Origin of the sequence: Rhodovulum visakhapatnamense, from assembly GCF_004365965.1 — a bacterium.
GTDB classification, from domain to species: Bacteria; Pseudomonadota; Alphaproteobacteria; order Rhodobacterales; family Rhodobacteraceae; genus Rhodovulum; species Rhodovulum visakhapatnamense.
Map to the genome: position 1 here is coordinate 71908 of NZ_SOEB01000014.1, position 19280 is coordinate 91187.

Genomic DNA, 19280 nt, shown 5'->3' on the forward strand with positions numbered 1-19280 from the left:
GTGACGCGATCAGAACCGGTCGAGCAGGCGCCGGAGGTAGTCGAGTTCGAGATCGGGGCGGTTCTGTTCGCCCGAGCGGCGGCGGATCTCGTCCAGCAGATCGCGGGCGCGGCGGTAGACATCCTCGCCCTGCAGCATGCTGTCCTCGGTGCCGACCTGCCCGGTCGAGCCCGGCGCGCGGCCCAGCGGGTCGCGGCGTTCGCCGCCGGCATCGGCCCGGCCCATGCCCTGACCGTCCTCGCCGCCCTCCTGCCGGTTCTGGGCCAGCGCGTCGCCCAGATTGCGCATGCCCTCGCGGAGCGCCTCCATCGCCTCGGCCTGATCGTCCAGCGCCCCGGCCAGATCGTTGTCGCGCAGCGCCCGCTCGGCCTCGTCCATCGCCCGGCCGGCGCGGTCCAGCGCCTCGCGCGTGGCCTCGCTCTCGGGCGAGGCGCCAAGACCGGGCAGGCCCTGCTGCTGGCGTTCCAGTTCGCGGCGCAGCGCGTCCTGACGGTCGGCGAGGCCTTGCGCTCCGCCCTGCCCCTGGCCCGGCTCGCCTTCGCCCTGCCCTTGCTGACCTTGACCCTGCTGGCCCTCGCCCTGCTGGCCGCCGGGGTTGAACTGGTCCTGCAGGTCGCGGAAGGCATCGTCGGACAGGCCCTGCTGGTCGCGCAGCGTTTCTGCCAGCCCCTCCATCGCCTGCTGGCCCGGAGACGACCCGCCCGGACCTTGCGTGACCTGCATGTTCTCCATCATCTGCTGGAGCATCTGCAAAAGCTGCTGGGCCTCGTCCATCCGGCCCTCTTCCATCAGCTGCTGCAGCCGGTCCAGCATCTGCTGAAGCTGATCGCCGGTGATTTCCTGCGTCTCGCCATTCCGGGCCTGCTCCTGACCGTTCTCCTGCTGCTGCTGGGCCAGCTGGCGCATGTAGTCCTGCATCGCCTCGCGCAGCTCGTCCATCAGTTGGGCGATCTCAGCGTCGCTGGCGCCGTTCTTCATCGCCTCGGCCAGCCGTTCCTGCGCACGGCGCAGCCGTTCGGCGGCGTCCGACAGGTCGCCCTGCTCGATCAGCACGGCGATGTCCCAAAGCGCCTTGGCCAGTTCGGTCTGGGTCTCGGCGGTCAGCGCGGCGGCCGAAGCCTCGAGCCGCCGGATCGCCACGCGAAGCTGCAGATAGGCGCTTTCGTTGCGGAAGATCTCGTCGGGCCGGTAGCTGACCGCGCGCAGGATCTGCGCGACTTCGGGGGCGTTCGCCCGCGCCCAAAGCAGCGCCTGGCGCTGTTCGATCACCGCGCGCGCCAGCGGATCGAAGAACCTCCGCCCGGGCAGCACCATCTCGACGGGGGCCGACACGCCCCGCTGGCCCAGCGCATCCTCGGCCGCCAGCTCGATCCGGACCGGGAGCCCCGCCCAGGGGTGTTCGGACAGGTTCTCGACCAGGGTTTCGGTGAATTGCCGCCGGTCGCCGGAAATCGGCATCGGCAGATCCAGCACCAGCGGCTCGCGCGGGTCGGGATCGGCGGCCAGGCCATAGCGGCGGTCGGCGCGGGCCAGATCGAGCGTGATCGTCGCCTCGCCCCGGGTCACGCCGTAATCGTCGCTGGCCGAGAAGGGTTGCTTCATCTCGCCATCGGCCGCGACGTCCAGATCGCCGGTCAGCCGGATTTCCGGGCGGATATCGCGGCTCAGCACGATCTGCCAGGCGCGGCCGCCGGGGCCGTCGATTTCGACGCGGCCGTCCTTCACCACCTCGAAGCTTTGCGCCATGGCGTCGGTGCCCTCGGGCGGCGGGGCCTCGGCCCCCTCTTCGCGGCCCGAGACGGTTTCGGTCACGCCAAGCGCGCCCACCGCGCCGTAAAGCCTTAAGGTAATCCGGCTGCCCTGAGGCACGGCCAGTGCGTCATCGGTGATGTCGTTCAGATAAAGGCTGGGTTTTCCGGTATAGGCCGGGGGCTCGATCCAGCCCTCCCATGTCGGTCCGGCGGCAAGCGCCGGGCCGCCTTGCCCCAGATCGGCGACACTGGCCACGCGCAGGAAGGACCCGAAGACCAGCGCCACGGTAAAGGCGATCAGCGCCACATGGCGCAGACCGTAGGGGTCGCGCGACGAAAGCCGCAGATCGGGGGGAACCGCGCGCGCGTGTTGCACCCGCCGGGCCATGCGCGCGATATGGGCGCGCCAGACCGCCTCGGAGGCGGGATCGCCCGCGCCGATGGCCTGACTGTCGGAAAGGGCCGAGATGGGCCGCCCAGGCAGCGTCCGGTCGAGCCGGTCAAGCGCCTCGGCCCGGCTTGGCCGCTGAAAGCCGCGGACGCCGTAGACGACCGTCGCCAGAAGCACGGCCAGCAGCGCGCCCCCCAGCCCCAGCGCGGTCCCGCGGGTCAGCAGGTCATGCAGCCCGAAGGCAAGGGCCGATGCGATCAGCAGAAGAAGGCTCGCCAGCGGCCAGAAGGCCCGGCACAGACGCTCGGCCAAAAGGCCCGCCCAGGTCAGGCGCAGCGGCCAGCGCAGGTGGGTGAGGGCGTCGTCGGGGATCGGCGTGCGCTCGGTCATGCTCCCATCCGGCGGCGGACCCGGGCGGGGTGCCGGGTCACAACCATTCCGGGATGGTATCGCGGTTTATGATCTCGTCAAAGGACGGCCTCTGGCGAATGACGGCGAAGTGATCCCCGCTGACCAGCACCTCGGGCACCAGCGGGCGCGTGTTGTATTCCGACGCCATCACCGCGCCGTAGGCCCCGGCCGAACGGAAGGCCACCAGATCGCCCTCGGCCAGCGGCGGCAGATCGCGCGCCTTGGCGAAGGTGTCGCCGGTCTCGCAGACCGGGCCCACGACGTCATGGGGGGCATAGTCCGTTCCCGCGGCGGGTTCCCTCAGCGGCACGATGTCATGATACGCGCCATACATCGAGGGCCGGACCAGATCGTTCATCGCCGCATCGAGGATCAGGAAGGTCCGCCCCTCGCCCTCTTTCACATAGATCACCCGGCTGACCAGAACGCCCGCATTCCCGGCAATGAGCCGTCCGGGCTCGATCTCGATCTCGACCTCCAGATCGCCCAGCACGCGCTTGACCATGGCGCCATATTCGACCGGCAGCGGCGGCGCCGCGTTCGAGCGTTCGTAGGGAATGCCAAGCCCCCCGCCCAGATCCAGCCGGCGGATGTCGTGGCCCTCGGCGCGCAGCACCTTCGTCAGCTCGGCCACCTTGCCATAGGCCTGCTCGAAGGGCTCGAGCTGGGTCAACTGGCTGCCGATATGCACGTCGATCCCCAGCACCCGAAGCCCCGGCATCGCGGCGGCGCGGGCATAGACGTCTTTTGCGCGGGCGATCGGGATGCCGAACTTGTTCTCGGACTTGCCGGTCGCGATCTTCTCATGGGTTTTCGCATCGACATCGGGGTTCACCCGGACCGCGATGGGCGCGACCCGCCCCATCGACCGCGCGACCTCGTCCAGCGCCGCCATCTCGGGTTCCGATTCCACGTTGAACTGGCGGATGCCGCCCTCCAGCGCCAGCCGCATTTCCTCGCGGGTCTTGCCGACGCCGGAAAAGACGATCCGCTCGCCCGGCACGCCCGCCGCGCGCGCCTTGCGGTATTCGCCGCCCGACACGACGTCGATGCCCGCGCCGAGATCGCCCATCAGCTTGAGCACGGCCATGTTGGAATTGGCCTTCATCGCATAGCAGACCAGATGGTCGGTGCCCGCCAGCGCCTCGTCGAAAAGCCGGAAATGGCGGGTCAGCGTCGCCACGGAATAGCAATAGAAGGGCGTGCCCACCGTTGCCGCGATGTCGGCCAGCGACACGTCCTCGGCATGGAGCACACCGCTCCGGTAGAGGAAATGGTCCATTGGGGTCTCCGGGGGGCTCAGGCGGCTTTCGAGGGCCGCGAGCGCAGGAAGATGTAAAGCGGCAGGCCGCAGGACAGGCCGATGCCGAAGGTCAGCGGGATGCAGATCAGCCCAAGCGCGTCGCGGCGCCGGGCGCTGTCGATCAGGATCCACAGCGTCAGCGCGATGGCGCTGATCGTCAGGTCCCAGGTCAGGCCGGTGGCGCTGTCATTGACATACCAGGCGTCGATCATGCCGCCCCAGTCCCAGTCATTGGCGAGGATCCAGCGCATGAAGTAGAACATCGGGTGGATCGCGCCCCAGATCGCCAGCGCGAGAAAGAGATAGCGCAGGTATTTCATGGCCGGTTGCCTCCGACGACGCCCATTTCCGCGGTGCCGCTGACCGAAAAGCCGGTCCCGGCTTCGGATTTGGGCGGTTCGGGCGGGCCGTCGAGCCCGCAGCCCGCAAGCGTCAGGGCCAGCACCGTCGCCAGGGCCGCACTGCCCCCAGGCCGAAACAACCGATCAGAAGCCAATTCCCACTCCTCCCGTACCAAGGATCAGCCGCACCGGGGCGCCGCGCGGACGCAGCCCGACCGAGGCGCCATCGGTGCCCACCGTAACAGCCGTGCTGCCGGTGTCCACGACCCTGGCCGAGGCGCGGGCCCCGCCCGGTCCGGCGCCGACCGCGACGCGGCCCGCCGACACCCCGCCGCTGACATCGCCCGCATTCGACACCGCGACCCCGCCATGCGGCCGGGCACACCCCGCCAGCGCCAGAAGCGCAAGGCACGCGGCAAATGTCGCGCCGCGTCTCATCCCAGCCGCTCGGTCCAGCGGGCGATCTGGGCACGGACCTGTTCGGGTGCGGTGCCGCCATAGCTCATCCGGCTGGCCACCGAATTATGCACGCCCAGCACGCCGAACACGTCCTCGCGGATGCCCTCATGCACCGACTGCATCTCGGCGAGGGAAAGGTCGGGCAGGTCGCAGCCCTTCGTCTCGGCCATGGCGACGAGGGTGCCGGTGACGTGATGGGCCTCGCGGAACGGAAGGCCCAGTTCGCGCACCAGCCAGTCCGCGAGATCGGTCGCGGTCGAGAAGCCGCTGGCGGCGGCCGCTTCCAGCGCCGGGCGGTTCGCGGTCATGTCGCGCACCATGCCCTCCATCGCGGCCAAGGCCAGCATCAGCGTGTCGGCCGCGTCGAAGACCTGTTCCTTGTCTTCCTGCATGTCCTTGGAATAGGCCAAGGGCAGGCCCTTCATCACCGTCATCAGCGCGACATTGGCACCGAAGATCCGGCCGATCTTGGCCCGGATCAGCTCGGCCGCGTCGGGGTTCTTCTTCTGCGGCATGATCGACGATCCGGTCGAGAACCGGTCGCTGAGCGCCACGAAGCGGAACTGCGCCGAGGACCAGATCACCAGCTCTTCGGCGAAGCGCGACAGATGCATCGCGCAGATCGAGGCCGCGCCCAGGAATTCCAGCGCGAAGTCGCGGTCGCTGACCGCGTCGAGCGAATTGGCCATCGGCCGGTCGAAGCCCAGCGCCTGTGCGGTCATGTGCCGGTCGATCGGGAACGAGGTGCCCGCCAGCGCCGCGGCCCCCAGCGGGCTTTCGTTCATCCGCGCGCGCGCATCGCCGAATCGCGACAGGTCGCGGGCGAACATCTCGACATAGGCCATCATGTGATGGCCCCAGGTCACCGGCTGGGCCGTCTGCAGATGGGTGAAGCCCGGCATCACCCAGTCCGCGCCCGCCTCAGCCTGCGCCAGCAGCGCCCGGATCAGCGCCCGAAGCCCGTCCATGGCGGCGTCGATCTGGTCGCGCACCCACAGCCGGAAATCGGTCGCCACCTGGTCGTTCCGGGACCGCGCGGTGTGCAGCCGCCCAGCCGGTTCGCCGATGATCTCTTTCAGCCGGGCCTCGACATTCATGTGAATGTCCTCGAGCGCGGTCGAGAACGCAAAGGACCCGGCCTCGATCTCTGACAAGACCGTGAGCAGGCCTTCCCGGATCGCCTCGGCATCCTTAACCGTGAGGATACCGGTTTCCGCCAGCATGGCGGCATGGGCGCGCGAGCCTGCGATATCCTGCGGGGCAAGGCGCTTGTCGAACGAGATCGAGGCGTTTATCGCCTCCATGATCGCGTCCGGCCCGTTGGCGAAACGTCCGCCCCACATGGCGTTGGAACGGGTCTGGGTCTGGTCTTTGGTCATCGGCTGGCCCCCTTCGGAGGGAAACATGGTCTTAAGGTCGCTCGTCCTCTACATCGCCCTCGGGCTCTGTGCAAACGCGGCTCCTGCCGCCGACATCGCCACGCTCGAAGCGATGCGCGAGGGCACCATGAAGAAACTGGTGTTCCACGCCGAACCGCAGGCGGTGCCCGATGCCGTTCTTCTGGACGAGACCGATGCCGAACGCAGCCTCGGCGAATATCGCGGCCGCTGGGTGGTGCTGAACTTCTGGGGCACCTGGTGCCCGCCCTGCCTGGCCGAAATGCCGACGCTCGAGGCGCTGGCCGCGACGGCGGACAGCGACCGGCTTGCCGTGGTGACCGTGGCCACCGGGCGCAACCCGCCCCAGGCCATCGACCGGTGGTTCTCCGAACAGCAGATCGCGCATCTGCCGAAATGGCGCGACCAGTCCTCCTGGCTGGCGCGCTCGATGGGCATCCTGGCGCTGCCGGTGACCGTGATCCTCGACCCCGAGGGCCGCGAGGTCGGCCGCATGATGGGCGAGGCCGACTGGAACGGCCCCGAGGCCAGGGCGCTTCTGGGCAGTCTGGCCGAAGGGTCCTGACCGCTCAGCCCAGCGCCGCCACCTCGGCATGGCGCGGGCAGGTCACGACATGGTCGTTGACCATGCCCACCGCCTGCATGAAGGCATAGGTGATGGTCGGCCCGCAGAACTTGAAGCCGTCCGCCTTCAGCGCCTTCGACATCGCCTGCGACCGCGGTGTCTGGGCCGGGACCTCGGCCAGGCTGGCGAAGTTGTTCTGCAACGGCGCACCGTCGACATGGCGCCACAGATAGTCCGAAAACCCCTCGCGCGCCTCGATCTCGCACCAGGCGCGTGCATTGCCGATGGTCGCCTCGATCTTGCCGCGATGCCGCACGATGCCCGGATCGGTCAGCAGCCGCGCGACCTCGGCCTCGCCCCAGCCCGCGATAATCTCGGGATCGAAGCCCGCAAAGGCGGCCCGGAACCCCTCGCGCTTGCGCAGAATCGTCAGCCAGGACAGCCCGGCCTGGAACCCGTCGAGGATCAGCTTTTCGAACAGCGCGCGCGAGTCGCGCTCGGGCACGCCCCATTCCGTGTCATGATACGCCACGTAAATGGGCTCGCTTCCACACCAACCGCACCTTTCCGCCATAGAATTTTCCTTTTCATGTCGAGAGTTGCCAAAGACTACCCGGATTTCCTAAATTTGGAACCAAAAGCGAACCTTCACCTGACCTTAACCGTTCTCGCGCCATGAGAACGGAGAGCGAAGCGGAGGTCAGAATGCCGGACGGCAGCTATGAAAAAGGCGTTGCCGCGCCCCGAGGGTCGGACAGTCCGCTGTCCGCAGCCGTCGCGGAACGGGACCGGAACGTCATCGCGATGGTGCAGGACGCGCTGGACCGGCGCGATGTGGTGCTGGCCTTTCAGCCCGTCGTCCAAAGCATGGAAAACGGCAGGATCGCCTTCTACGAAGGTCTGATCCGCGTCATCGACCGCAGCGGCCGGACCATTCCGGCGGGCGAATTCATCGAGACGGTGGAAACCACCGAACTCGGCCGCCTGCTGGATTGCGCCGCACTTGAACTGGGGCTGGCAGCCCTGGCCGATTGCCCCGACCTGCGGCTTGCGATCAACATGTCCGCCCGCTCGATCGGATATCCGCGCTGGACGCGCACCCTCAACCGCGCGATCGAGGACGACGCCACGCTCGCCGAACGGCTGATCCTGGAAATCACCGAAAGCTCGGCCATGGTGATGCCGGATCTGGTCACCGTCTTCATGCGCGACCTGCAGGCCAAGGGCATCGCCTTCGCGCTGGACGATTTCGGCGCGGGCTATACCGCGATCCGCTATCTGCGCGATTTCTACTTCGACATCCTCAAGATCGACGGCCAGTTCATTCGCGGCATCGCCGACGATCCGGACAATCAGGTGCTGACCTCGGCGCTGATCGCCATCGCCCAGCATTTCGACATGTTCACCGTGGCCGAGAATGTCGAAACCGCGCGCGACGCCGCCTGGCTGGCCTCGGCCGGTATCGACTGCATGCAGGGCTATGCCTTCGGCGCCCCGACCATCGTCCCGCCCTGGCGAAGCGGCAACCGCGAGCGCCGAAGCGCCTGACCGCCGCTCCGCGCCCGGGCAGATCCCGCGCCCGCCGACCTGCGACCTGAGCCCGGTGCGCCGCGGGCCGAACGGCCAGACCGGCGCGCCAATCATGGGCCGGACGGCGCGCACGGCCCGAGGGATCAGGCCGTGTCCAAGCCGTCCCGCGTCCGATTCCGTCCGCTCGACCGCCCCCGCAGTTTTCTGCCCCGCACGGCGCCCGGGCACCAAGTCCCGGGCCGGTTTTCCGCGATCCGTCCCCTCCGCGCGTCCCGGCCCTCCGGCAGGGCCGATGCTGCGGCGCGCCGCCGCGCGGGTTCCGGCCTGAACGCGTGAGGCGAGCCGCTGGCGGGGGGTGCAATTCTGCGCGTGCATCCCCTATAGTCGCGCCGTCAGGCACCCAGGGGAGAAGGACCTACCCATGACCAATGTCGTCATCGTTTCTGCCGCCCGTACCGCGGTCGGCAGCTTCAACGGCGCGTTCGCTACCGTTCCGGCCCACGAGCTCGGCAAGACGATGCTCGAAGCGCTCGTCGCGCGGGCCGGTATCGACAAATCGGAGGTTTCCGAGACGATTCTCGGCCAGGTGCTGACCGCGGGTCAGGGCCAGAACCCCGCCCGTCAGGCCCATGTCAATGCGGGCTTCCCGGTCGAGGCGGCGGCCTGGTCGATCAACCAGGTCTGCGGCTCGGGCCTGCGCTCGGTCGCGCTGGCCGCGCAACACATCCTGCTGGGCGATGCCGCCATCGTCGCCGCCGGCGGGCAGGAGAACATGACGCTCAGCCCCCACGTCGCGCATCTGCGCGCGGGCCACAAGATGGGCGACGTCAAGTTCATCGATTCGATGATCAAGGACGGGCTGTGGGACGCCTTCAACGGCTATCACATGGGCCAGACCGCCGAGAACGTGGCCGAACAATGGCAGATCAGCCGCGAGATGCAGGACGAATTCGCCCTGGCCAGCCAGAACAAGGCCGAGGCCGCGCAGAAGGACGGCAAGTTCGCGGACGAGATCGTGCCGGTGACGGTCCCGGGCCGCAAGGGCGACACCATCGTCGAGGCCGACGAGTACATCCGCCACGGCGCCACGATCGAGTCGATGCAGAAGCTGCGCCCGGCCTTCGCCAAGGACGGCTCGGTCACCGCGGGCAATGCCAGCGGCATCAATGACGGCGCCGCGGGCGTCCTGTTGATGTCGGCCGACGAGGCCGAGAAGCGCGGGCTGGAACCGCTGGCGCGGATCGCCTCCTATGCGACCGCCGGTCTCGATCCCTCGATCATGGGCACCGGTCCGATCCCGGCCTCGCGCAAGGCGCTGGAGAAAGCCGGCTGGAAGGTCGAGGATCTCGATCTGGTCGAGGCCAACGAGGCCTTCGCCGCCCAGGCCTGCGCGGTCAACAAGGACATGGGCTGGGACCCGGCCATCGTGAACGTGAACGGCGGCGCCATCGCCATCGGCCACCCGATCGGCGCCTCGGGCGCGCGGATCCTCAACACCCTGCTCTTCGAAATGAAGCGCCGGGACGCCAGGAAGGGCCTTGCGACCCTCTGCATCGGCGGCGGCATGGGCGTCGCCATGTGCCTGGAACGCGCCTGATCGCGACGAAATGACAAAGGGCGCGCAACATTCTTGCGCGTCCTGCGTTCATTTCATAACAGGATTACAAGAACAAACCCCCATCTGGAGGAATCATGGCACGAGTTGCATTGGTCACGGGCGGCACGCGCGGCATCGGCGAGGCGATCAGCAAGGCTCTCAAGGCCGCGGGCTATAGCGTGGCGGCCACCTATGGCGGCAATGACGAGGCGGCGAAGAAATTCACCGACGAGACCGGGATCGCCACCTACAAGTGGTCGGTGGCCGATTACGCGGCCTCGAAGGACGGGCTGGCAAAGGTCGAGGCCGATCTGGGCCCGATCGACGTGGTGGTCGCCAATGCCGGCATCACCCGCGACGCGCCCTTCCACAAGATGACCCCCGACCAATGGCAGGAGGTGATCGACACCAACCTGACCGGCGTCTTCAACACCGTGCATCCGGTCTGGCCCGGCATGCGCGAGCGCAAGTTCGGCCGGGTGATCGTGATCAGCTCGATCAACGGGCAGAAGGGCCAGTTCGGCCAGGTGAACTATGCCGCGACCAAGGCGGGCGATCTCGGCATCGTCAAGTCGCTGGCCCAGGAAGGCGCGCGGTTCGGCATCACGGCCAACGCGATCTGCCCGGGCTACATCGCCACCGAAATGGTGATGGCGGTGCCCGAAAAGGTGCGCGAGGCGATCATCTCGCAGATCCCGACCGGCCGCCTCGGCGAGCCCGAGGAAATCGCGCGCTGCGTGGTCTTCCTGGCCTCCGACGATGCGACCTTCGTCAACGGCTCGACGATCTCGGCCAACGGCGCGCAGTTCTTCGTCTGATCCCGCCCGCGGGCGATCCGGGGCGGCCCTGACGGGCCGCCCCTTTCCGTTTCCGGGTCCGCTGCCGCGGACGCGCTGCGCGCCGGGTATTTGTGCCAAGAAGAAACAGACGGGGTCTTCTTCTTGGCAAAAATACCCCTGACGCAACGTCGGCCCCCGGCGCAATGCTCTGGCCGGAGCGCACCGGCCCGGATAAGCCTTCGGTCATGACCCGCACCCGTGCCACCGCCACCGGATTCGTCGCCGTCCTGCTCTGGGCGTTGCTTGCGCTGTTCACCGTGGGCTCGGCCCCGGTGCCGCCCTTGCAGCTGAACGCGCTCTGCTTTGCCATCGGCGGCACGCTGGGGCTCGTCTGGGTGATCGTCCGGGGCGAGGCGGGGCTGCTGCGGCGGATTTCCTGGAAGGTCTATGCCTTCGGCACGGCAGGGCTTTTCGGCTATCACGCGCTTTACTTCTCGGCGCTGCGGCTGGCGCCCGCGGCCGAGGCCGGGCTGATCGCCTATCTCTGGCCGCTTCTGATCGTGCTGATGTCGGGGCTTTTGCCCGGCGAGCGGCTGCGTGCGCCCCATGTGCTGGGCGCGCTGGCCGCCTTCGCGGGCGCGGCGCTGATCGTGGCCGGGGGCGCGATCGGCGGGTTCGACGCCGCCGCCCTGCCCGGCTACGGGCTTGCGCTGCTTTGTGCGCTGACCTGGTCAAGCTATTCGGTGCTGTCGCGGCGGCTGGGCACCGTCCCGACCGCCAGCGTCGCCGTCTTCTGCCTGGCTACCGCCGCCCTGTCGCTGCCGCTGCATCTGGCGCTGGAACAGACCGTCTGGCCAGAGACCGCGCTAGGCTGGGGCAGTGTCCTGGCTCTGGGGCTCGGCCCGGTGGGGCTGGCCTTCTATGTCTGGGATATCGGGGTCAAGCGGGGCGACATCCAGCTTCTGGGAGTGGCCAGCTATGCCGCGCCGCTGTTGTCGACCCTGGTCCTGGTCGGCGCCGGGGTTGCGGTCCCGACGCCCACCCTGTTCGCGGCGGCGATCCTGATCACCGGCGGCGCGGCCCTGGCCGCGCGCGCCAGCCGCCGGGCGGCCGATCAGGCCTGAGACAAACGTTCGATCTGTTCCTTGAGCTTCAGCTTCTGTTTCTTGAGTTCTGCGACCTGAAGAGTGTCGGAGGCCGGGGTCTGCTGGGCCCGTTCGACCTGATCAGAGAGAGCCTTGTGTTTCTTGCGCAGTTCTTGCAGATGCGAACTCAGATTCATGGCCGGTGCTCCTCTCTAGCTGTCATGAAACGCTTACAGTGCAGCACGAAATCCGAGTCGTGTCACCTCCTTGAAATAAAAGAGTTCGTGCATAACTGGCGACGTCAACCGGGCCAGGACAATGCAGCCCCATCCCGCAGAATGGCCGCGACGTCCGGGGTATAACTGTCGCCGTCGTCCAGATGCGCGGCGCCCTCGTGCAGGGTCAGCGGCGCATGCAACCGGAACGGTCCCTGCCGCCCCTTCCGTGCTCGCAAAAGGACAAGCTTGGCGGCCCGACCATCTCTAGGGGCGAGCGGCAGAAGCTCTACACACCCTAGCAGCGGGCAAAGCGCCGCCAGCATGTCGGGCAGCCGCTCGGCGCGCTGGATGGCGGTCAGCCGCCCGCCGGGACGCAGCCGCCGCGCCGCCGCCGCGATCCACTCTGCCAGCGGCGTGGCCTCGCCCATCGCGGTTTCGCGCCCCGGATCGGGGGCGGCGCTGCCGCGGTCGCGCCGGAAATAGGGGGGATTCAAGATCGCGTGATCGAAGCTTTGCGCCTTCACCCCGGGCGGCAGCGCTGCCAGATCGGCCTCGACCACCTCCAGCGGCAGCCCGGTCCCGGACGCGTTCCGCCGGGCAAGGGCGGCATAGGCGGGCTGCAGTTCCACCCCGGTCATCGCAAGTCCCGGCACCCGTGCCGCCAGGCACAGGCTGGCCACGCCCGCGCCGCAGCCGAGTTCCAGCACGCTCTGGCCCGGCTCGGCGGGCGTCGCCGCGGCCAGCAGCACCGCGTCGATCCCGGCACGGTAGCCCGCGGTCGGCTGCCACAGATGCAACCGTCCGCCCAGAAATCCGTCCTGCCGCAGCGCCGTCACCGGGTCAGCTTTCGTCGCCGCAAGGGATGCCGTTGTCCCTCAGGACCGCGCGGGCGCGAAACAGGTCGCGGTCGGCCACCATGATCCGGCGCGGCAAAACGCCTAGCGAGCCCTCCAGCACGCTCATGTGGACATCCATATGAAAGCAGTCTATCTCCTCGCCCTGAAGAAGCGCCGAGACAAAGGCCACGAGTGTCGGGTCATTGGTGCGAACGAGTTCTTTCATGACAGCGAATTAAGGGCACAGCCGCCCCGTTGTCGAGCAAGAGACGAGGCCGCCATGGGCTTGGACCACGCCGTTACCAAACCGCACGAACGTCTGGCCGCAGTGCTGTCCGAAGAGATGGCCGCCGTCGACCGTCTGATCCGCGAGCGGATGACCTCGGAATACGCGCCCCGCATCGACGAGGTCGCGGCGCATCTGGTCGGCGCGGGCGGCAAGCGGCTGCGGCCGATGCTGACCATCGCCGCGGCGCGGATGTGCGGCTATGACGGCCCCTATCACATCTATCTGGCCAGCACGGTCGAGTTCATCCATACCGCGACGCTTCTGCATGACGACGTGGTCGACGAAAGCGGTCAGCGCCGGGGACGGCCCACCGCCAACCTGCTGTGGGACAACAAGTCTTCGGTTCTGGTCGGCGATTATCTTTTCGCCCGCTCGTTCCAGCTGATGGTGGCGCCGGGCAATCTGCAGGTGCTCGACATCCTGTCGAACGCGGCCGCGGTGATCGCCGAGGGCGAGGTGCTGCAACTGACCGCGGCGCGGGATCTGTCGACCACCGAAGAGATTTATCTGAAGGTCGTGCGCGGCAAGACCGCAGCCCTGTTCGCGGCGGCGACCGAGGTCGGCGGCGTGATCGCGGGCATGCCCGAGGAACAGGTCAAGGCGCTTTACACCTATGGCGACGCGCTGGGCGTGGGCTTCCAGATCGTCGACGACCTGCTGGATGTGGCGGGCGACGCGGCCTCGACCGGCAAGAATATCGGCGACGATTTCCGCGAACGGAAGCTGACGCTGCCGATCATCAAGACCATCGCCGCCGCCGATGCCGAAGAGCGCGCCTTCTGGGCGCGCACCATCGAGAAGGGCGACCAGCGCGAGGGCGATCTGGAGCATGCGCTGGGGCTGATGGCGAAACACGGCGCCATCGAGGCGACCCGGCAGGAGGCGCTGGCCTGGACCGCGCGCGCCAAGGAGGCGCTGAGCCTGCTGCCCGAACACGAGATCCGCGACATGCTGTCGGATCTGGCCGATTACGTGGTGGCCCGGATCAGCTGACCGGCCCGGACAGGGCTTGAAGATACGGCGCGCGCTGGTCCAGCCCGCGCCGTTTTTCATTTTCGCGATCTGTCAGCCCGAACCGGCGAGGGCGGCACCTGCCTCGGGGGCGGGCCGGAAACCGGCGCGCAAGGTCTGCCGCTACAACGAATATGGCGCCCCGGCCTCGGCCCACCAGTCGGGCCGGGTCTCGCGCAGCAGGGCGGCGGCGCGCTCGGCGGCGGCACGATCCGCGTAGATCCCGAAACAGGTCGCGCCCGACCCCGACATCCGCGCCAGAAGGCAGCCGGGGGTCGCCGCGATCGCGGCCAGAACCGCGTCGATCACCGGCGCCTCGGCCCGGGCGGGGGGTTCCAGATCGTTGCGCTGGCCCGCAAGCCAGTCCGCCAGATCGGCGGCCGAGGCCCAGCCCGGAAGCTCGGGCATCGGCGCGTTGTTCTTGCGGACGAGGCCCTTGAAGACTGCAGGCGTCGGCACCTCGACGCCGGGATTGACCAGCAGAAGACCGAACTCGGGCAAGGCGGGCGCGGGCAGGATCTCTTCGCCGACCCCGCGCATCCGCACCGGCCCCGGCGCCAGACAGACCGGCACATCGGCGCCCAGCGACAGCACCGCCTCGGGCCCGGGCAGATCGCGGCCCCAAAGCGCGGCCAGGCCGCGCAGCGCCGCCGCCGCGTCGGAGGACCCGCCGCCGATGCCCGCCGCCGCCGGCAGCCGCTTGTCGAGCCGGACCCGCGCCCCCTGCCCCGGACCGAACAGCGCCGCCGCCTTCAGCACCAGATTGCGCCCGTCCACCGGCACGCCGTCGGCGCGCGGGCCGCTGACCGAAAGGCTGAGCTCTTCGGCCCGCTCCAGCGTCAGCCGGTCGCCGATATCGGCGAAGACCACCAGACTGTCGAGCAGGTGATAACCGTCGGCCCGCTGTCCGGTGACATGCAGGGTCAGGTTGATCTTGGCGGGCGCGAAGGCCTCAACCGTCATTGGCAGCCCGAAGCGGCGGTGCGCCCTCGTCCTTCAGGACCTTGTCGAGCCCGACCGCAAGCTTCTTGCGGATGCGCTCGGCCTCGGCTTCTTCGGGGTCGAACGAAAGCGCCCGATGCCACTGGAACTGCGCCTCGACCTTGCGGCCCACCGCCCAGTAGACATCGCCCAGATGGTCGTTGACGACAGGGTCGACCGGCATCAGGGCAGCCGCGCGCTCCATATGGGGCACCGCCTCCTGATAGCGGCCAAGCTTGTAAAGCCCCCAGCCCAGGCTGTCGGTGATATAGCCGTCATCGGGCCGGGCCGCGACCGCGCGCTCGATCATCGACATGGCCTCGTCGAGATTGGTGTTCATCTCGACATAGGAATAGCCCAGATAGTTCAGCACCTGAGGCTGGTCGGGCTCAAGCTCCAGCGCCTTGCGGAAATCGGCCTCGGCCTCGGGCCACTGGTCCAATCGTTCATGCGAGATGCCCCGGGCGTAATAGACGATCCATTGCCCGCGCGCCGGTTCGTCGAACAGCGCGATGGCCGCGTCATAGGCCTTGAGCGCGTCGCCGAAGCGTTCCTGGCTGCGCAGCGCGTCACCCAGCGTGACATGGACGATGGCCACATCCGGATAGGTCGCCGCCAAACCGCGCAGGGTCTCGATGGCGCCGTCGACATCGCCCGCATGGCGCATCGACTCGGCGCGGCCGAGCTCGGCGGCGTAGAAGGCCGGATCGTCCTTCGGCACGGCGGCATAGGCCTCGGTCGCCAGCTCGTAACGGTCCTGCGCCTCGAGAAGACCGGCCGACAGCAGGATCGCATCGGCATTCTTCGGCGCAAGGAACTGGGCCAGCCGGGCGTAAAGCAGGGTATAGCCGTCCAGCGCATCGCCGTTCAGCGCGCTGGCGACGGTAAAGAACACCTCGGCCGCGCCTTGGGCCGCGCCGTCGATCACGTCGAAGGGCAGTGCGTCGCCCCTGGCCAGACGGGCGCGAAGAGCGGCGACGCCCGGATCGACCTCGGTGCCGAAGGCGGCGTCGATCAGTTCGATGGCGTCGTCATTGCGTTCAAGCTGGCTCAGCACCTCGGCATGGGCCAGAACGCCGCGCCGCGTGGCGCGCAGCGGCCCCTCGGCCTCGCCCGAAAAGATGGTGTCGGCGCCTTCGAAATCGCCGACCGCCGCCAGCGCCAGCGCCTTGTGATACAGCCCGAAGGCCTTGATGCCCGACTGCGCCGAGGCCGCGTCGAAGGCCGCCAGCGCGTCGGTCATGCGGCCCTGTCCGAACTCGGCCCAGGCGCGGATCAGCCCGTCGACCAGCGGCGCGGTCTGCCGCCCGGCATCGAGATCGGCGATCACCCGGTCGAACTGGCCCTGCTTCATCTGGTCGGCCATCAGCACCAGATTGGCCAACTGGTCGGGATTGCCCAGCGTCTCGATCCGGCGGGCGATGGGCACCGCCTTTTCGACCTCGCCCAGTCCCACAAGCGCGGTCATGGCGTTTTCCAGCAGCCGCGGGTTCGAGGGATCACTGGCCAGCGCCTCGGTGTAATAGACCGCAGCGGCACGGTGGTCGCTGAGAAAGCTCGCCTGGCGGGCGGCCAGATACGGACCGGACACGCCCAGATCGGCCCGGGCGGGGGCCGCCGTGTTCAGCGCGGCAAGCCCCAGAATGGCCAGGGCGGCAAGGCGCGGCAGCGATTTGGCCAAGAATGCACTCCTGTTCGTTTGGACGGCAGGGTAGAGCCGCGAACCGTCCAAGGCAATGGACCGGCGCCAGGGCGAGGCGCAAAGGCCGCTGCCGTCGCGCGGATGTGACAGTCACGGCCCCCTGCGGGCGCCCGGCCCGAAAAACCGGCGGCGCAGAAGCCATCCGACCCCTGCGCCGCGCGTTGCCGCCGGGGCCGCCGGGGCCGCGTCGGTCCCCGGAAAAATTCTCACATATTGGGGTAGTTCGGCCCGTCGCCGCCCTGTGGCGTGACCCAGGTGATGTTCTGGCTCGGGTCCTTGATGTCGCAGGTCTTGCAATGCACGCAGTTCTGGAAATTGACCACGAAGCGCGGGTCCTGCCCCTCGTCGACCACCTCGTAGACCCCGGCCGGGCAATAGCGCTGCGCGGGTTCGGCGAATTGCGGCAGGTTGACCTGCACCGGGATCGCGGGATCGGCCAGCCGCAGGTGGCAGGGCTGGCTTTCCTCGTGATTGGTAAAGGAGAAGGCCACGTTGGTCAGCCGGTCGAAGCTGATCTTGCCGTCGGGTTTCGGGTAGTCGATCTTGGGGAAATCGGCGGCCTTGCCGGTCGCTTCGGCATCGGTCTTGTCGTGATGGATGGTACCCAGCGGGTTCCAGCCGGTCAGATGCGCGACCCACATGTCGAACCCGCCCAGCATCGTCGCGAGGAAGCCGCCATATCTCGACCAGAGCGGCTTGACGTTGCGCACCTTCTTCAGGTCCCTGGCGATGTCGCCCGCATGCAGCGCGTCGTCATAGTCGGCAAGCACATCGCCCGCGCGCCCCGCCTTGATCGCGGCGACCGCCGCCTTGGCGGCCTCGATCCCCGACATCATGGCATTGTGGTTGCCCTTGATCCGCGGCACGTTCACCAGCCCGGCCGAACAGCCCAGAAGCACGCCCCCGGGGAAGGCCGCCTGCGGGATCGACTGATAGCCGCCCTCCGAGATCGCCCGCGCGCCATAGGCCACGCGCTTGCCGCCGTCCAGCAGCTCGGCCACCATCGGGTGGTGCTTGAAGCGCTGGAATTCCATGTAGGGGAAAAGATGCGGGTTCCGGTAGTTCAGGTGCACCACGAAGCCGATGAAGATCTGGTTGTTCTCGGCGTGATAGATGAAGGACCCGCCGCCGCCATTGCCGTTGAGCGGCCAGCCCATGGTGTGGGTGACGGTGCCTTCCCTGTGCTTCTTGGGGTCGATTTCCCAGACCTCTTTCATGCCGAGCCCGTATTTCTGCGGGTCGCGGCCCTTCGAAAGGTCGAATTTCGCGATGATCTGCTTGGCGAGCGAACCGCGCACGCCCTCGGCGATGAAGACATACTTGCCGTGCAGTTCCATCCCCGGCTCGTAATTCGGCCCGGGCGTACCGTCGGCCTGACGCCCGAACTCGCCCGCGACGACGCCCTTGACCGCGCCGTCCTCGCCCCAGACCAGTTCCGAACAGGCCATGCCGGGGAAGATCTCGACCCCCAGCGCCTCGGCCTGTTCGGCCAGCCAGCGGCAGACATTGCCCATCGAGACGATGTACTTGCCGTGGTTCGACATCAAGGGCGGCATCAGCCAGTTGGGAAAGCGCAGGCTGCCGCTTTTGCCGAGAAAGACGAAATTGTCCTCCTTGACCGGCACCGAGACCGGCGCGCCGCGCTCCTTCCAGTCGGGAAACAGTGCCTTCAGCCCGATCGGGTCGAGCACCGCGCCCGACAGGATATGCGCGCCGACCTCCGACCCTTTCTCGAGCACGACGACCGACAGATCGGGATCGAGTTCCTTCAGGCGGATCGCCGCCGAAAGCCCCGAGGGGCCGGCTCCCACGATCACCACGTCGTATTCCATCGATTCCCGTTCGATCTCGGCCATGCGATTACCCTTCTCGGCCGGCGCACCGGCCGCCCTGGCTGAATGCAGTCCGCAAACCGTTAACTCAGCCGGGCCGTCAATTCAATTGTTCGGCAACATCATTTCGCGGCGGCGCGGCATAAGAAAATGAATAGTCTCTCCGGCCGCCGCGATGCCTGCGCGGGGCTCTGCCCAAGCGCGGATCTTTCGCCTATTGCAATTGCTCCCGCACTCCGGTCAGGGTAGACCGACCTACTCGTGAAAGCGGACCCGCGGGGTCTGCATTCCGTTCTGTGAACTGTCCGAAGAGTCCTATGGAAAAGATACCCATGACCCGCGCGGGCTACACCGCGCTCGACGAAGAACTCAAGACGCTGAAAAGCGTCGAGCGTCCCGCCGTGATCCGGGCCATCGCCGAAGCGCGCGAACATGGCGACCTGTCCGAGAACGCCGAATACCACGCCGCGCGCGAAAAGCAGAGCTTCATCGAGGGCCGCATCAAGGAGCTTGAGGGCCTGCTGTCGCGGGCCGACGTGATCGACACGTCCAAGCTGTCCGGCGCGATCAAGTTCGGCGCGACGGTGACGCTGGTCGACGAGGACAGCGACGAAGAGAAGACCTACCAGATCGTCGGCGAGGCCGAGGCCGATATCGAGAGGGGCCTTCTGAACGTCAAGTCGCCTCTGGCCCGCGCGCTGATCGGCAAGGAAGAGGGTGACAGCGTCGAGGTGCGCACGCCGGGCGGCGAGCGCAGCTACGAAGTTCTGAGCATCCGCTACATCTGACATTACCGGACGGG

The 19280-nt window shown here is 68.0% G+C and carries 20 protein-coding genes; 7 read left to right on the forward strand and 13 right to left on the reverse strand.

Annotated elements, in window-relative coordinates; translation table 11 throughout:
• Positions 1-9 precede the first annotated feature (9 nt).
• From EV657_RS13340 to argH, 6 genes are read right to left on the reverse strand one after another with little or no spacing between them, the layout of a single operon-like run.
• Positions 10-2532, reverse strand: coding sequence for a TIGR02302 family protein (locus EV657_RS13340; protein ID WP_134078264.1), 2523 nt, complete (start codon positions 2530-2532; stop codon positions 10-12).
• Positions 2533-2569: 37 nt separating this feature from the next.
• Complete coding sequence (gene lysA / locus EV657_RS13345) at positions 2570-3835, reverse strand: diaminopimelate decarboxylase (protein ID WP_134078266.1); 1266 nt, start codon at positions 3833-3835, stop codon at positions 2570-2572.
• Positions 3836-3852: 17 nt separating this feature from the next.
• On the reverse strand, positions 3853-4176 hold the full coding sequence (locus tag EV657_RS13350) for a DUF2834 domain-containing protein (protein ID WP_075785337.1): 324 nt from the start codon (positions 4174-4176) through the stop codon (positions 3853-3855).
• Positions 4173-4352 (reverse strand): argininosuccinate lyase, encoded by a 180-nt coding sequence (locus EV657_RS13355; protein ID WP_237399994.1) that lies wholly within the window; start codon positions 4350-4352, stop codon positions 4173-4175. Before EV657_RS13355 ends, EV657_RS13350 begins: the two co-directional genes overlap by 4 nt.
• Positions 4342-4635 carry a hypothetical protein gene (locus tag EV657_RS13360; RefSeq protein ID WP_113669371.1) on the reverse strand — a complete coding sequence of 98 codons (294 nt, stop codon included), beginning with the start codon at positions 4633-4635 and terminating at the stop codon, positions 4342-4344. Before EV657_RS13360 ends, EV657_RS13355 begins: the two co-directional genes overlap by 11 nt.
• Positions 4632-6035, reverse strand: a complete 1404-nt coding sequence (argH, locus tag EV657_RS13365) for an argininosuccinate lyase (protein WP_243837606.1) — start codon at positions 6033-6035, stop codon at positions 4632-4634. Before argH ends, EV657_RS13360 begins: the two co-directional genes overlap by 4 nt.
• A 25-nt stretch (positions 6036-6060) precedes the next feature.
• On the opposite strand from argH, the gene EV657_RS13370 reads away from it, so the two are divergent.
• Positions 6061-6618 carry a TlpA family protein disulfide reductase gene (locus EV657_RS13370; protein WP_134078267.1) on the forward strand — a complete coding sequence of 186 codons (558 nt, stop codon included), beginning with the start codon at positions 6061-6063 and terminating at the stop codon, positions 6616-6618.
• A gap of 4 nt (positions 6619-6622) precedes the next feature.
• Here EV657_RS13370 and EV657_RS13375 read toward each other — a convergent pair whose 3' ends face one another.
• On the reverse strand, positions 6623-7192 hold the full coding sequence (locus EV657_RS13375) for a DNA-3-methyladenine glycosylase I (protein WP_134078269.1): 570 nt from the start codon (positions 7190-7192) through the stop codon (positions 6623-6625).
• Positions 7193-7323: 131 nt separating this feature from the next.
• On the opposite strand from EV657_RS13375, the gene EV657_RS13380 reads away from it, so the two are divergent.
• The 4 genes from EV657_RS13380 to yddG all read left to right on the forward strand — a co-directional run bounded on the left by EV657_RS13380 (position 7324) and on the right by yddG (position 11648).
• A complete protein-coding gene (locus EV657_RS13380; RefSeq protein ID WP_134078270.1) occupies positions 7324-8166 on the forward strand; it encodes an EAL domain-containing protein in 843 nt (280 codons plus the stop codon).
• 403 nt (positions 8167-8569) lie between these two features.
• Complete coding sequence (locus EV657_RS13385; RefSeq protein ID WP_134078272.1) at positions 8570-9745, forward strand: acetyl-CoA C-acetyltransferase; 1176 nt, start codon at positions 8570-8572, stop codon at positions 9743-9745.
• Positions 9746-9840: 95 nt separating this feature from the next.
• A complete protein-coding gene (gene phbB, locus EV657_RS13390; protein WP_113669376.1) occupies positions 9841-10563 on the forward strand; it encodes an acetoacetyl-CoA reductase in 723 nt (240 codons plus the stop codon).
• A 206-nt stretch (positions 10564-10769) separates the two neighbouring features.
• A complete protein-coding gene (gene yddG / locus EV657_RS13395; RefSeq protein ID WP_113669377.1) occupies positions 10770-11648 on the forward strand; it encodes an aromatic amino acid exporter YddG in 879 nt (292 codons plus the stop codon).
• Here yddG and EV657_RS13400 read toward each other — a convergent pair.
• From EV657_RS13400 to EV657_RS13410, 3 genes are all read right to left on the reverse strand, one after another.
• A complete protein-coding gene (locus EV657_RS13400; RefSeq protein WP_075785329.1) occupies positions 11639-11806 on the reverse strand; it encodes a YdcH family protein in 168 nt (55 codons plus the stop codon). The genes yddG and EV657_RS13400 overlap by 10 nt on opposite strands.
• Positions 11807-11910: 104 nt before the next feature.
• Complete coding sequence (locus EV657_RS13405) at positions 11911-12663, reverse strand: tRNA1(Val) (adenine(37)-N6)-methyltransferase (RefSeq protein ID WP_113669378.1); 753 nt, start codon at positions 12661-12663, stop codon at positions 11911-11913.
• A 4-nt stretch (positions 12664-12667) separates the two neighbouring features.
• Positions 12668-12889: a putative signal transducing protein gene (locus EV657_RS13410; protein WP_075785327.1), complete on the reverse strand. Its 222-nt coding sequence runs from the start codon at positions 12887-12889 to the stop codon at positions 12668-12670.
• 54 nt (positions 12890-12943) lie between these two features.
• Between EV657_RS13410 and EV657_RS13415 the strand changes: the two genes are divergently transcribed.
• Positions 12944-13945 (forward strand): polyprenyl synthetase family protein, encoded by a 1002-nt coding sequence (locus tag EV657_RS13415; RefSeq protein WP_075785326.1) that lies wholly within the window; start codon positions 12944-12946, stop codon positions 13943-13945.
• A gap of 141 nt (positions 13946-14086) precedes the next feature.
• Here the strand turns inward: EV657_RS13415 and EV657_RS13420 are convergent, their stop codons facing one another.
• From EV657_RS13420 to EV657_RS13430, 3 genes are all read right to left on the reverse strand, one after another.
• Positions 14087-14926 carry a 4-(cytidine 5'-diphospho)-2-C-methyl-D-erythritol kinase gene (locus EV657_RS13420; protein ID WP_134078273.1) on the reverse strand — a complete coding sequence of 280 codons (840 nt, stop codon included), beginning with the start codon at positions 14924-14926 and terminating at the stop codon, positions 14087-14089.
• Positions 14916-16625, reverse strand: a complete 1710-nt coding sequence (locus tag EV657_RS13425) for a tetratricopeptide repeat protein (protein WP_243837608.1) — start codon at positions 16623-16625, stop codon at positions 14916-14918. Before EV657_RS13425 ends, EV657_RS13420 begins: the two co-directional genes overlap by 11 nt.
• A gap of 227 nt (positions 16626-16852) precedes the next feature.
• The gene (locus tag EV657_RS13430; RefSeq protein WP_113669380.1) at positions 16853-18502 is read right to left on the reverse strand and encodes an electron transfer flavoprotein-ubiquinone oxidoreductase; all 1650 of its coding nucleotides are present in this window, start codon (positions 18500-18502) and stop codon (positions 16853-16855) included.
• A 293-nt stretch (positions 18503-18795) separates the two neighbouring features.
• Here EV657_RS13430 and greA point away from each other — a divergent pair, with 293 nt between their 5' ends.
• Positions 18796-19266 (forward strand): transcription elongation factor GreA, encoded by a 471-nt coding sequence (gene greA / locus EV657_RS13435; RefSeq protein ID WP_075785323.1) that lies wholly within the window; start codon positions 18796-18798, stop codon positions 19264-19266.
• The last annotated feature ends 14 nt before the right edge of the window (positions 19267-19280 follow it).

Excerpts from the sequence above, each read along its gene's own strand:
- EV657_RS13340 (WP_134078264.1), bottom strand. The coding sequence starts at position 2,532 with ATGACCGAGCGCACGCCGATCCCCGACGACGCCCTCACCCACCTGCGC.
- lysA (WP_134078266.1), bottom strand. The coding sequence starts at position 3,835 with ATGGACCATTTCCTCTACCGGAGCGGTGTGCTCCATGCCGAGGACGTG.
- EV657_RS13350 (WP_075785337.1), bottom strand. The coding sequence starts at position 4,176 with ATGAAATACCTGCGCTATCTCTTTCTCGCGCTGGCGATCTGGGGCGCG.
- EV657_RS13360 (WP_113669371.1), bottom strand. The coding sequence starts at position 4,635 with ATGAGACGCGGCGCGACATTTGCCGCGTGCCTTGCGCTTCTGGCGCTG.
- argH (WP_243837606.1), bottom strand. The coding sequence starts at position 6,035 with ATGACCAAAGACCAGACCCAGACCCGTTCCAACGCCATGTGGGGCGGA.
- EV657_RS13370 (WP_134078267.1), top strand. The coding sequence starts at position 6,061 with ATGGTCTTAAGGTCGCTCGTCCTCTACATCGCCCTCGGGCTCTGTGCA.
- EV657_RS13375 (WP_134078269.1), bottom strand. The coding sequence starts at position 7,192 with ATGGCGGAAAGGTGCGGTTGGTGTGGAAGCGAGCCCATTTACGTGGCG.
- EV657_RS13380 (WP_134078270.1), top strand. The coding sequence starts at position 7,324 with ATGCCGGACGGCAGCTATGAAAAAGGCGTTGCCGCGCCCCGAGGGTCG.
- EV657_RS13385 (WP_134078272.1), top strand. The coding sequence starts at position 8,570 with ATGACCAATGTCGTCATCGTTTCTGCCGCCCGTACCGCGGTCGGCAGC.
- phbB (WP_113669376.1), top strand. The coding sequence starts at position 9,841 with ATGGCACGAGTTGCATTGGTCACGGGCGGCACGCGCGGCATCGGCGAG.
- yddG (WP_113669377.1), top strand. The coding sequence starts at position 10,770 with ATGACCCGCACCCGTGCCACCGCCACCGGATTCGTCGCCGTCCTGCTC.
- EV657_RS13400 (WP_075785329.1), bottom strand. The coding sequence starts at position 11,806 with ATGAATCTGAGTTCGCATCTGCAAGAACTGCGCAAGAAACACAAGGCT.
- EV657_RS13410 (WP_075785327.1), bottom strand. The coding sequence starts at position 12,889 with ATGAAAGAACTCGTTCGCACCAATGACCCGACACTCGTGGCCTTTGTC.
- EV657_RS13415 (WP_075785326.1), top strand. The coding sequence starts at position 12,944 with ATGGGCTTGGACCACGCCGTTACCAAACCGCACGAACGTCTGGCCGCA.
- EV657_RS13420 (WP_134078273.1), bottom strand. The coding sequence starts at position 14,926 with ATGACGGTTGAGGCCTTCGCGCCCGCCAAGATCAACCTGACCCTGCAT.
- EV657_RS13430 (WP_113669380.1), bottom strand. The coding sequence starts at position 18,502 with ATGGCCGAGATCGAACGGGAATCGATGGAATACGACGTGGTGATCGTG.
- greA (WP_075785323.1), top strand. The coding sequence starts at position 18,796 with ATGGAAAAGATACCCATGACCCGCGCGGGCTACACCGCGCTCGACGAA.